Here is an 11590-nt window from a genome sequence, read left to right as displayed (position 1 = left end):
CATGGCGATTTCTTCACACGCTCGTAGGGTGGGCACGGAGTGCCCACCCTACCCGTCGCGCGCTAACGCGACGGTTTATTCATGCCATCTCAAACGCCGTACGGAATCCAGATGTTTTTTACCTGGGTCGCGTGCTGCAGCACGGCGCGGCCGCAGGCCTGCTTCGCATCGAACCAGTCGCGGCCCTTGGCGCCGCCGACCCAGGTGCGCTTCAGGGTTTCCGACGACAGGCGCTCGACTTCGGCGCAACCCTCGGCCGAACCGTCGTGACGCCACACGGCATCGATATCGCCGTGGGTGGCCAGCGTGCGCGCCAGCTCGTCGGCCGAACCGGTGACGATGTTCAGCGCGCCGCCCGGCAGGTCCGAGGTGTCCAGCACCTGGTACAGGTCCGTCGCGGACAGCGGATGCGCTTCCGACGGCACGGCCACCACGCGGTTACCCATGGCCAGCGCAGGCGCCACCAGCGAGATGAAGCCCAGCAGCGGGTTCTCGTTCGGGCAGACGATGCCGATCACGCCGACCGGTTCGTTCAGCGCCACGGTCACGCCGTGCATCGGCGGCTGGTGGGCCAGGCCGTCGTACTTGTCGGCCCATGCCGCCCAGTAGAACAGGCGCTCGATCGAGGCCTGCACTTCGCGTGCGGCGTCCTTCGAACCGGTCTGCGCGGCGATGCGCCCTGCGAATTCGTCGGCGCGGATCGCCAGGTTCTCGGCGATGTAGTACAGCACTTGCGCGCGGTTGTGCGCGGTGGCCTTCGACCAGCCGGCCGCCTTGTGCGCGGCTTCCACGGCGTTGCGGATGTCCTTGCGGCTGCCTTCGCCGATATCGGCCAGGAAGCTGCCGTCGGCGCCGTTGATGGCGCGGCTGTAGGCGCCGTCAGGGCGGGCCTGCTTGCCGCCGATGTAGAGCTTGGCGGTGCGGTCGACGGCGAACGGGCTGTCGCCGCTTGCCGGCTTGGCTGCTGCTTTGGCAGCGACGACCGGTGCGCTTGGGCGTGCATCTTCCGACAGCGCGGTCATGTACTCGTACATGCCCTCTTTACCGCCTTCGCGGCCGAAGCCGGACTCCTTGTAGCCGCCGAAGCCGCAGGCTGCGTCGAACTGGTTCGCGGTGTTGATCCACACCACGCCGGCCTTGATCTGCGGCGCCACGTCCAGCGCCAGCGAGATCGATTCCGACCACACGCAGGCGGCCAGGCCGTAGACGGTGTTGTTGGCCAGCTGGACCGCTTCGCCTGGCGTACGGAAGCTCATCGCGACGAGCACCGGTCCGAAGATTTCGGTTTGCGCGACGGCGGCCGAAGTCGAGGCGCCGGTGATCAGGGTCGGCAGGTACCACGAGCCGGCTTCCGGCGCTTCGCAGGCTGGCTGCCAGATCTCGCAGCCTTCTGCACGGGCGGCTTCCACCAGGCCGTGGATGCGCTGCTGCTGCACCGGGTCGACCAGGGCGCCGATGTCGTTCGATTTATCCAGCGGCGAGCCGACGCGCAGGTTCTGCATGCGCGCTTTCACCTTGGTGATGAAGCGGTCGTACACCGACTCCTGCACCAGCAGGCGCGAACCGGCGCAGCATACCTGCCCCTGGTTGAACCAGATCGAGTCGACCAGGCCTTCGACGGCTGCATCCAGGTCGGCGTCGTCGAACACGATGAAGGGCGATTTGCCGCCCAGTTCCAGCGACAGCTTCTTGCCGCTGCCGGCGGTGGCCTTGCGGATGATGCGGCCGACTTCGGTCGAGCCGGTAAACGCCAGCTTGTCGATGCCAGGGTGGTTCACGATGGCTTCGCCCACGCGGCCGTCGCCGGTGACGATGTTGACCACGCCGCTTGGGACGCCAGCCTGCTGGCAGATCTCGGCGAACAGCAGCGCGGTCAGCGAGGTGAACTCGGCCGGCTTGAACACGACCGTGTTACCGGCGGCCAGGGCCGGGGCGATTTTCCACGCCAGCATCAGGACCGGGAAGTTCCACGGCACGATCTGGCCGACCACGCCGACGGCGCGGTAGTCGGCGAATTCTTCCGATTGCAGCGCAGCCCAGCCGGCGTGGTGGTAGAAGTGCCTGCTTGCTAACGGCAAGTCGGCGTCGCGGGTTTCGCGGATGGTCTTGCCGTTGTCCAGGGTCTCGAGCACGGCGAACAGGCGCGAATGCTTTTGCAGCAGGCGCGCGATCGCGTACATGACTTTCGCGCGGCCGGCGCCGCCCATGGCCACCCAGCCCGGCTGGGCACGGCGTGCGGCAGCGACGGCGCGCTCGACGTCGTCAGCGGTGGCTTGCGTGACCTGCGCCAGTTCCACGCCATCGGCCGGGTTGGTCGTGGCGAAAGTGTCGGCGGCGTCGGTCCATGCGTTGTCGATGAAGAGGCCGAAACGGCGTCCATGCTGGTCCAGCCACGCTTGTGCTTCCTTGGTGCTTTCTGGTGCGGGGCCGTAATCCATAGTTTGCAGAATCTCGTTAATTGTTGGCATGACGTATCCGTTCGGTGTTTAAGGTTGCGCGTGGCGGTGGGCGGCCGAGTAGGCGCCGGTCACGTAGTGCTCGAGCTGGCGTTCGATGTCGGTCATCAGGCTCGATGCACCGATGCGGAACAGGTGCGGCTGCAGCCACTCGTTGCCCAGCTCTTCCTTCATCACGGTCAGGTACTGCAGCGCGCTCTTCGCGGTGCTCACGCCGCCGGCCGGCTTGTAGCCGACCATGAAGCCGGTCTGCTCGTAGTATTCGCGGATCGCGCGCACCATCACCAGCGATACCGGGATGGTGGCGTTCACGCCTTCCTTGCCGGTCGAGGTCTTGATGAAATCGGCGCCGGCCATCATGCAGACCCACGACGCTTTCGCCACGTTGTCCAGCGTAACCAGGTCGCCGGTGGCGAGAATGGCTTTCACGTGGGCGTCGCCGCAGGCCTTGCGGTAGGCGAGCATTTCGTCGTACAAGGCTTGCCAGTTACCGGTCAACACGTGCTGGCGGGTGATGACGATGTCGATCTCGGTGGCGCCGGCGGCAACACTCAGTTCGATTTCGCGCAGCTTGGTTTCCAGGCTCGACAGACCGGCCGGGAAGGCGGTCGACACCGCCGCAATCGGCAAACGGCCCTTCAGGATTTTACCGGCCGGTTCGATCATCTCGTGGTACACGCAGACGGCGCCGGTGGTCAGCGATTCCAGGCCCAGGGCCTGCATCAGGTCCGCGCGCAGCGGGCGCATCGCCTTCATGCACAGGCGCTCGACGCGGCCCGGCGTATCGTCGCCGCCCAGGGTGGTCAGGTCCATGCACTGCACGGCGCGGATCAGCCAGGCGGCCTGGTATTCCTTTTTCACCGTGCGGCGGTTTGCCAGACTGGCGGCGCGGCGGTCGGCCGCGTTGCGGTTCACCTTCAGGCTGTTGACCCAGCCGAGGTCGAGACCGACGGCGGTATTACGTTTGAAGTCCAGGTTCTGGGTCATAGCAGTGCGGTTCCGTTGGAGAGGGGTTTGACGCCGAGGTGTTTGGCCAGCGTGGCGCCGATATCGGAGAAGGTCGGTGCGGTCGGCAGTTCCTGCGCCGGCACGTTCGGGCCGAAGAAGATCATCGGGATGTGCTCGCGCGTGTGGTCCGAGCCAGGCGCGGTCGGGTCGCAGCCGTGGTCGGCGGTGATCACGACCAGGTCGCCATCCTTCAGTTTCGCCATGAATTCCGGCAGGCGCGCGTCGAGTTCGTGCAGCGCGTTCGAGTAGCCGGCGACGTCGCGGCGGTGGCCGAAGTGCATGTCGAAGTCGACGAAGTTCACGAAGCTCAGCGACTTGGCTGGTGCTTCATCGGCCACTTCCAGCAGGCGGTCGAACAGGGCCATGTTGTCCGGCCCCTTCACCAGGCGGGTCACGCCTTGGGCCGCGAAGATGTCGCTGATTTTACCGAGGGCGATGACTTCGCCGCCTTCGTTTTTCACGTGATCCAGCAGGGTCGGCGCGGTCGGCGGCACGGCGTAGTCGTGGCGGTTGCTGGTGCGCTTGTACTTGCCGTTCTCGCCCAGGAAAGGACGCGCGATCACGCGGCCGATGTTGTAGGGCTTGACCAGCTCGTAGGCCGCTTCGCACACTGCGTACAGGCGCTCCAGGCCGAAGTGCTCTTCGTGCGCGGCGATCTGCAGCACCGAGTCGGCCGAGGTGTACAGGATCGGCTTGCCGCTGGCAACGTGCTCGTCGCCGAGTTCGTCGATGATGGTGGTGCCCGAAGCGTGGCAGTTGCCCAGCCAGCCCGGTACGCCCGTCAATTCCTGCAGCTTGTCGGTCAGCTCTTGCGGGAAGGTCGGCACGGTCTTCGGGAAGTAGCCCCAGTCGAACAGCACCGGCACGCCGGCGATTTCCCAGTGGCCGCTCTGCGTGTCCTTGCCGGTCGATTGCTCGCGCGCGACGCCCCAGGCGCCGGTAAAGCCGTCGCGCAGGTCGAAGCCGGCAGCCCATTCGCCGCTGGCCTTGTGGGCGGCAGCGGCCAGGCCCAGGCGCTCGAGGTTCGGCAGCGACATCGGCTTGCCTTCTTTCGCGGCCCACGCGGCGATGTGGCCGAAGGTGTTGGCGCCCGTGTCGCCGTATTGGTCGGCGTCGGGCAGCGCGCCCAGGCCGAAGGAGTCAAGCAGGAGGATGAATGCGCGTGACATTGTTCGCTCGTGTCGTTGATTAGTTGGCGGCCGGGGTGGCTGCACGTGGGATCGAACCCAGGCGTTCGGTGAAGGAATGGATCAGGGTGACCAGGTCCTTGGCGGCGATCGCTGCGTACTTCAGGGTCTGTTCGTGCGACAGCGGGAACGGCGACAGGCCTTCGGCCAGGTTGGTGATGGCCGAGACGCCCACCACTTTCAGGCCGCAGTGGCGTGCCGAGATCACTTCCGGCACCACCGACATGCCGACCACGTCGGCGCCCAGGGTCTTGAAGGCGCGGATTTCGGCGGCGGTTTCGAAGTTCGGGCCCGGCGCGGCCAGGTACACGCCTTCGGCCAGGGTAATGTTCTTGCTTGCCGCGGTTTCCTTCACCAGCGCGCGCAGGTCGGCGTCGTAGGCATTCGCCATGCTGAAGAAGCGCGGGCCGAAGCGGTCGTCGTTCGGGCCGGCCATCGGGCTGCCCGGCAGCAGGTTGATATGATCGGAGAGGACCACGACGCTGCCCGCATCGACTTCAGGACGCAGCGAACCGGCGGCGTTCGTCACCAGCAGCATTTCGCAGCCGAGCAGCTTGAAGGTGCGCACGGCCGAGGTCATCACGTGGGCGCCATAGCCTTCGTAGAAGTGGCCGCGGCCCTTCATGCACACCACCGGCACGCCGGCCAGCTCACCCAGCACCAGTTCGCCCGCGTGGCCGTGCACGGTGCTGATCGGGAAGCCCGGCAGGTCGGCATAGCTGATCGAGACGACGTCGGTCATCTGCTCGGCCAGCACGCCGAGGCCGGAACCGAGGATCATCGCCACGCGCGGCGCAAAGCCCGGCTTGCGGGCACGGATGACGTCGGCGGCTTCGAATGGGGTATTGCTGGACATGGTATTCCTTCGTGGGATCTGAAAAAACGGTGAGGAGGCTACGTACGGGCGGTGTGCTGAGCGGGGTGCTGGAGCTGCGGCCCGGCGCCGCCTGGACGGGGCGCTGCGTAGCCAAAAATTATTCTAACTATGCATTATCCCGGATATGTATGGCAAATACCATTTTTCTTCTGCATTTATATGTCTGACAAATAAATCGACGTAAATTTATGTCCGCTGCATGTTGGCTTGGAGATACAATTTAGCTAACAGGACAATATTATGCTGGCGACGTATTGACCGCATTCAAACATTTGTCTAGTATCGATCAACATTTGTTTATAAGTGCCGACTGTGACTGAACTCTCCAAGAAAGAACAGTTGTACGAGCTGATCCGTGCCAACCCCTTCATTTCCCAGCAGGACCTCGCCGCCGAGCTCGGGCTCTCGCGCTCGGCCGTTGCCGGCTACATCGCCACCCTGGTACGCGAACGCCGCCTCCTCGGCCGCGCCTACGTGCTGCCCGACCACCGCCCCATCCTGTGCGTGGGCGCCGCGAACCTCGACCGCAAGCTGCGCGCCGAAGGCACGCTGGCGATGGGCACCTCGAACCCGGCCAGCGGCGTCGAATCGTTCGGCGGCGTGGCCCGCAACATCGCCGAGAACCTGGCGCGCATGGGTGCGGCCGTGTCCCTGATCACGGCGGTCGGCAACGATTCATCGGGCCGCGCCCTGCTCGCCCACGCCGACAGCGTCGGCATCGACACCCGCGGCGCCTTCAAACTCGACGACGCCGGCAGCGGCACCTATACCGCGGTGCTCGACGGCGACGGACAGCTGCTGGTGGCCCTGGCCGACATGGCGCTGTACGACCGCATCACCCCGGCCTTCCTCGACACCCGCCAGCAGCAGCGCAGCGGCGCCTCGCTGATCGTGGCCGACCTGAACCTGACGATTGACGCCATCGCCGCGCTGCAGCGCGATGCCGCGCGCGACAGCGTGGCGCTGATCCTGGTCGCCGTGTCGGAACCGAAGATGAATCGCCTGCCGGAGTCGCTGGTGGGCGTGCGCCTCTTGATCCTGAACGAAGGCGAACTCGCCACCCGCGTCGGCCGTGCGTTGAACAGCGAAGCCGAGCTGGCCGCCGCCTGCCGCGAAGTCCAGGCGCAAGGCGCCGAAGACGTGGTGGTCACGCTCGGCGCGCGCGGCGTGCTGTTCACCGTGCCGGGCGGCGGCGCCGAACGCCTCGACGCGCCGCCGGCCGACGTGGTCGACGTCACCGGCGCCGGCGACGCCTTTGCCGCCGCCCTGGTGCTGTCGCTGCACAGCGGCGGCGCCGACCTGGCCCTGGCCTGCCGCCGCGGCCTGCAATTGTCGGCCATGACGGTCGAATGCCGCCAGACCGTTTGTCCGCAACTCGCGCCCGATACGTTCGGCGCCCTCATCACAGAATAAGGTCTCACCATGCAATCCTTCCTGCTGTTCTCCCCCGAAGTCGCCGCCGCGCGCAACGCCGGCCTGCCCGTGGTCGCCCTCGAATCGACCATCATCTCGCATGGCATGCCCTACCCGCAAAACGTGCAGACCGCGCGCGAAGTCGAGCAGATCATCCGCGACGCCGGCGCCGTGCCGGCCACCATCGCCATCATCGACGGCAAGATCTGCATCGGCCTGGACGACGAACAGCTGGAACGCCTGGGCACCGCACCGGACGCCATCAAGGTCAGCCGCCGCGACCTGGCCTACGTGCTGTCGCAGAAGCTGCTCGGCGCCACCACCGTCGCCGCGACCATGATCTGCGCCGAACTGGCCGGCATCGAGGTGTTCGTCACCGGCGGCATCGGCGGCGTGCACCGCGGCGCCGAGACCAGCTTCGACATCTCGGCCGACTTGCAGGAACTGGCGCAGACGAATGTCGCCGTGGTCTGCGCCGGCGTCAAGTCCATCCTCGACATCGGCCTGACCCTGGAATACCTGGAAACGAACGGCGTGCCGGTAGTCAGCGTCGGCCAGCCCGGCTTCCCGGCCTTCTTCACGCGCGAGAGCGGCTTCAAGGCCGACTTCCAGCTCGACGCGCCGGAAGCGCAGGCGTCGTTCATCCGCACCAAGTGGCAGCTCGGCCTGGATGGCGGCGTGGTCGTCAGCAATCCGGTACCGGCGGAATCGGCGATGCCGAAGGAAGAGATCGACCGCATCACCGAGCAGGCGCTCGGCGAGGCGGAACAACAAGGCGTGGCCGGCAAGCTGGTGACGCCCTTCCTGCTGGCGCGCATCAAGGAGCTTACCGAAGGGCGCAGCCTGGTGACCAACATCGCGCTGGTCAAGCACAATGCCCTGGTCGGCGCGCGCCTGGCGGTGGCCCTGAGCGGCAACGCTTGACTACCTTATGTCGATCGACCTGAAACAGCTGAAGTACTTCCTGGCCGTGGCCGAGGAAAAAAGCTTCAGCCGCGCCGCCGAGCGCCTGCACATTTCGCAGCCGCCGCTGTCGCAGCAGATCATGAAGCTCGAGTCCGAACTCGGCGTGCGCCTGTTCGCGCGCACCACGCGCAGCTTCGAGCTGACCGTGGCCGGCAAGGCGCTGATGGCGGAAGCGTCCGAGCTGCTGGGCCGGATGCGCATGACGATCGACACCATCCGCCAGATCGACCGCGGCGAAGTCGGCCGCCTGCGCGTGGGCATCGTCGGCTCGGCGATGTGGGGCCCGATCCCGAGCCTGCTGGAGCGCTTCCAGACCGAGTTCCCGCGCGTGACCTGGACCCTGCACGAGCTGGGACCGGACCAGCAACTGGAAGCGCTGCGCTCGAAGCAGATCGACGTCGGCTTCTGGCGCGAACCGAGATTGGACGACGAGGAACTGAAGGCGGCGCACCTGCGCCAGCAGCTGTGCTTCCGCGAGAACTTCTGCGTGGCCGTGCACAAGGAACACCCGCTGGCGCGCCAGGAAGCGATCGAACTGACCGACATTGCGCAGGAGCCGATGCTGACCCTGCACCTGCACCAGTCGGCCGAACCGCGCTACCTGATCCAATGCTGCGTGAACGCGGGCTTCCAGCCGGCGATCTTCCAGGAAGCAGCCGAGCCGCAGACGCTGCTGGCGATGGTCGGCGCGCGTCTGGGCGTGGCGCTGATGCCGCAGACGACCAGCCGGATCGGCTGGCCGGGCGTGGCCTTTTTACCGATCCGCACGAATGCGCCGTCGGCGAATTTGTACATCACGACCACCAATCAGGACGATGCACCGGTGGTGCGGGCGTTTTTGAAGATTTTGAATCCGGACGGGGAGTGATTCGGGTTGCGCCGCAGGTTCACGCGTTTCATCCGCGTTTGAACCATCAGTGCGTCGCCCCGCCTTCGACAACCGTATCTGAACCACCCCGCACCGCCACCTCGACCGCCACGCGCAGCCCCTCGACAATCTCGTCCAGCGCCATCCCCGGCGCTCCGGCAAAGGCCGCGGCCTGCTCGGGCAAATACGGTACGTGGATGAAGCCGCCACGGATACCTGTGCCGGCGATGCGGTGCATCAGGCCATAGAACACGTGGTTGCAGACAAAGGTGCCGGCCGTCTGCGACACCGACGCTTTCAAGCCACGCTCGCGCATCTCGGCGACGATGGCCTTGATCGGCAGGCTGGAGAAATAGGCGGCAGGGCCATCGGCGGCAATCGGCGCATCGACCGGCTGCTGCTTGTCGTTGTCGACGATCGGCGCATCGTCGACGTTGATCGCCACCCGCTCCACGGTGAGGTCGGCGCGTCCGCCGGCCTGGCCGACGGCGATCACCACGTCCGGCTTGATCTCGTCGATGGCGCCGGACAGCACCCGGCTGGCGAAGCCGAACACGCAGGGCAGCTGCAGCACTTCGATCAGGAAGTCGCCGCCGCTCCAGCCCTTGAGCGCGCGCACCGCTTCCCAGGCCAGGTTGATGCTGGCGCCGTTGAAGGGCTCGAAACCAGTCAGGAGGACAGTTTTTTTCATCATTTCTCCAACGTCAGCGGTTCATGAGGAAGTAGAGGAGGAGGATGTTTGCCGCCAGCAGCGGCAGCGCGGTCGGTATCTGGGCCTTGATCACCGCGTTCTTGTCAGGCAACTCCAGCAGCGCCGCGGGGACGATATTAAAGTTCGCCGCCATTGGCGTCATTAAGGTGCCGCAATACGCACTGAACATGCCGATGGCAGCCATGACGGCCGGATCGGCGCCATACACCTTCACCAGCACCGGGATGCCGATGCCGCCGGCAATCACCGGAAAGGCAGCAAAGCCATTCCCCATAATAATCGTAAACACCGCCATGGCAATGCAGTAGAGCGCCACGGCGGCAAAGCGCGAGTCGACGTCGAACCAGCTGGTACTCACCTGGGCCACCGCCTTGCCGACGCCGGCTTCGGTGAACAGCAGACCCAGCACGGCCAGCATGTGCGGCAGGGTCACCGCCCAGCTCATGGCGTCGACCAGGCGCCGCGCCTCGCGCACGCCCTGCACCGGCGTCGCCTTCGTCAGCCAGCAGGCGGCGCCGATGGCCAGCAGCGAGCCCAGGCCCAGGCTGGCCAGCGTCAGGTGCGACTGGTCGAACAGCAGCCAGTCGCCGATGCGCACCTCTTTCAGCACGGTGGCGCCGAGCACGGTCACGATCGGGATCACCAGCGCCGGCAGGAACAGTTTATTGCCCAGGCGCGCGGCGCTGGCGCGGCGGGTGGATTCATCCAGGCTGCCGTGCTTGCCCTGGCGCACCAGGCCGCAGCCGGCCAGCAGCGCCATCGCGATCATGATCGCGCCGGCCGCTGCCGCCGGAATGTAGTCGCCGGCGAGGTAGACGAAGGCATACAGGCCCCAGAACAGCGCGCTGGTGAAGCGGCGCGGGTGGCCCCTGTCGAGCAGGGTCAGCAGTGCAACCGTGCCCAGCAGCAGGTCAACGAGAACGTATAAGAACTGCAGCGAAAAGATCACTTGCCCTCTCCTTCGCGGCGGATCGCAAGGTCCAGGCGGCGCAGGTTCCAGCTGTGGATGATAAAGGCGCAGATGGCGGTCGGGATGCCCCACAGCGCCATGTGCAGCGGATCGACCTCGATGCCCTCGGCGCGCAGGATGGTCTGCATCAGCACGATGGCGCCAAAGGCAACGAAGATGTCTTCGCCGAAGAACAGGCCGACGTTGTCGGTGGCGGCGGCCATGGCGCGGATGCGGTAGCGCAGCTTGTCGGACAGCGTGCCGTTGCGCGCCTCGGCCGCGCCTTCGGCCAGTGGCGCCACCAGCGGGCGCACCATCGATGGCTGGCCGCCCAGGCTGGTGAGACCGGCGGCGGCCGTGGTCTCGCGCAGGAACAAATAGACGATCAGGAGGCGCCCGGCGGTGGCCGAGCGGATTTTCGCGATGCTGGCCATCGCGTGCTCCTTCAGGCCAAAGCGTTCGAGCAGGCCGACGGCCGCCAGCGGCAGCAGCAGCACCAGCGGCAAATTGCGCGTCTTGACAAAGGCGGTGCCGAGCGATTCCAGCAGATGCATGAACGGCATGGCGGCCGCGGCGCCGGTGACGCCACAGGCGGCCACGACCACGAGCACGGGATTGGCGCGCAGCAGGAAGCCGGCGGCGATGACGGCCACGCCCAGCAGCGGCCACAGATTGACAGCAGTTTGCAACATCGTCTCCGGCTTGTCGTTATTAGCCGGATGAGTTTAACCGAAGGCAGATTGCATTAGTGAAACCGCAAAACAAGGGAAGAAGACAAACGTAGGAGCGCCTACTCTGGCCGCACCGGATTCCCGGCCAGGTCGCCCACCACGGTATTCCAGCGCCGCACGTGAAAAGCGCGCACCAGGCCATGGGTGACATAAGGATCCCTGGCGGCGAACAGCTGCGGCACTTCCGGGCTGTCGACGTCGAACAGGAGCATCGCGCGGTCGGCCGGTTCGTCGAGGGCGCCGGCCAGCACCATCTCGCCGCGCTCCTGTGCTTCCCAGGCCAGGCGCAGGTGTTCGTTACGGAATTCGGCGCGGCGTTCGAGGTAGTCGGGAGCGAGATCGTAGATGAGCAGGTAATGCACGTTGACTCCGGTGTGGATTGATCGTGAATGAATGGTAAATGCATAGTAACGCACCTGTGGA

The 11590-nt window shown here is 66.0% G+C and carries 11 protein-coding genes; 3 read left to right on the top strand and 8 right to left on the bottom strand.

What is annotated here, in order from left to right:
• Positions 1 to 89: 89 nt before the first annotated feature.
• From QWL29_RS08275 to xapA, 4 genes are read right to left on the bottom strand one after another with little or no spacing between them, the layout of a single operon-like run.
• On the bottom strand, positions 90 to 2468 hold the full coding sequence (locus QWL29_RS08275) for an aldehyde dehydrogenase family protein (protein WP_370663679.1): 2379 nt from the start codon (positions 2466 to 2468) through the stop codon (positions 90 to 92).
• Between the two features lie 18 nt (positions 2469 to 2486).
• On the bottom strand, positions 2487 to 3443 hold the full coding sequence (gene deoC, locus QWL29_RS08270) for a deoxyribose-phosphate aldolase (RefSeq protein WP_305822411.1): 957 nt from the start codon (positions 3441 to 3443) through the stop codon (positions 2487 to 2489).
• Positions 3440 to 4633, bottom strand: coding sequence for a phosphopentomutase (locus tag QWL29_RS08265; RefSeq protein ID WP_305822410.1), 1194 nt, complete (start codon positions 4631 to 4633; stop codon positions 3440 to 3442). Before QWL29_RS08265 ends, deoC begins: the two co-directional genes overlap by 4 nt.
• A gap of 19 nt (positions 4634 to 4652) precedes the next feature.
• On the bottom strand, positions 4653 to 5507 hold the full coding sequence (xapA, locus tag QWL29_RS08260) for a xanthosine phosphorylase (RefSeq protein ID WP_305822409.1): 855 nt from the start codon (positions 5505 to 5507) through the stop codon (positions 4653 to 4655).
• A 333-nt stretch (positions 5508 to 5840) separates the two neighbouring features.
• Between xapA and QWL29_RS08255 the strand changes: the two genes are divergently transcribed.
• The 3 genes from QWL29_RS08255 to QWL29_RS08245 are packed head-to-tail and all read left to right on the top strand — an operon-like array spanning position 5841 to position 8775.
• On the top strand, positions 5841 to 6941 hold the full coding sequence (locus QWL29_RS08255; protein ID WP_305822408.1) for a carbohydrate kinase: 1101 nt from the start codon (positions 5841 to 5843) through the stop codon (positions 6939 to 6941).
• A gap of 9 nt (positions 6942 to 6950) precedes the next feature.
• Positions 6951 to 7865, top strand: a complete 915-nt coding sequence (locus tag QWL29_RS08250; RefSeq protein ID WP_305822407.1) for a pseudouridine-5'-phosphate glycosidase — start codon at positions 6951 to 6953, stop codon at positions 7863 to 7865.
• A gap of 7 nt (positions 7866 to 7872) precedes the next feature.
• Entirely contained in the window at positions 7873 to 8775 is a 903-nt protein-coding gene (locus tag QWL29_RS08245; RefSeq protein ID WP_305822406.1) for a LysR family transcriptional regulator, read from the top strand.
• Between the two features lie 46 nt (positions 8776 to 8821).
• On the opposite strand, the gene pcp is transcribed toward QWL29_RS08245, so the two are convergent.
• The 4 genes from pcp to QWL29_RS08225 all read right to left on the bottom strand — a co-directional run bounded on the left by pcp (position 8822) and on the right by QWL29_RS08225 (position 11529).
• A complete protein-coding gene (gene pcp / locus QWL29_RS08240) occupies positions 8822 to 9466 on the bottom strand; it encodes a pyroglutamyl-peptidase I (protein ID WP_305822405.1) in 645 nt (214 codons plus the stop codon).
• 13 nt (positions 9467 to 9479) lie between these two features.
• Positions 9480 to 10436 (bottom strand): DUF979 domain-containing protein, encoded by a 957-nt coding sequence (locus QWL29_RS08235; RefSeq protein ID WP_305822404.1) that lies wholly within the window; start codon positions 10434 to 10436, stop codon positions 9480 to 9482.
• A complete protein-coding gene (locus QWL29_RS08230; protein WP_305822489.1) occupies positions 10433 to 11125 on the bottom strand; it encodes a DUF969 domain-containing protein in 693 nt (230 codons plus the stop codon). Before QWL29_RS08230 ends, QWL29_RS08235 begins: the two co-directional genes overlap by 4 nt.
• Positions 11126 to 11226: 101 nt before the next feature.
• Positions 11227 to 11529, bottom strand: a complete 303-nt coding sequence (locus tag QWL29_RS08225; RefSeq protein WP_305822403.1) for a YciI-like protein — start codon at positions 11527 to 11529, stop codon at positions 11227 to 11229.
• Between the last annotated feature and the right edge of the window lie 61 nt (positions 11530 to 11590).

This window comes from Massilia brevitalea, assembly GCF_030711405.1.
Taxonomy (GTDB): Bacteria; Pseudomonadota; Gammaproteobacteria; order Burkholderiales; family Burkholderiaceae_D; genus Telluria; species Telluria brevitalea.
This window is presented reverse-complemented; position numbering and strand designations above follow the sequence as displayed.

What these genes read in the sequence shown, in the direction of transcription:
- QWL29_RS08265 (WP_305822410.1), bottom strand. Translation starts at nt 4,633, where the DNA reads ATGTCACGCGCATTCATCCTCCTGCTTGACTCCTTCGGCCTGGGCGCG.
- QWL29_RS08275 (WP_370663679.1), bottom strand. Translation starts at nt 2,468, where the DNA reads ATGCCAACAATTAACGAGATTCTGCAAACTATGGATTACGGCCCCGCA.
- deoC (WP_305822411.1), bottom strand. Translation starts at nt 3,443, where the DNA reads ATGACCCAGAACCTGGACTTCAAACGTAATACCGCCGTCGGTCTCGAC.
- QWL29_RS08245 (WP_305822406.1), top strand. Translation starts at nt 7,873, where the DNA reads ATGTCGATCGACCTGAAACAGCTGAAGTACTTCCTGGCCGTGGCCGAG.
- pcp (WP_305822405.1), bottom strand. Translation starts at nt 9,466, where the DNA reads ATGAAAAAAACTGTCCTCCTGACTGGTTTCGAGCCCTTCAACGGCGCC.
- xapA (WP_305822409.1), bottom strand. Translation starts at nt 5,507, where the DNA reads ATGTCCAGCAATACCCCATTCGAAGCCGCCGACGTCATCCGTGCCCGC.
- QWL29_RS08250 (WP_305822407.1), top strand. Translation starts at nt 6,951, where the DNA reads ATGCAATCCTTCCTGCTGTTCTCCCCCGAAGTCGCCGCCGCGCGCAAC.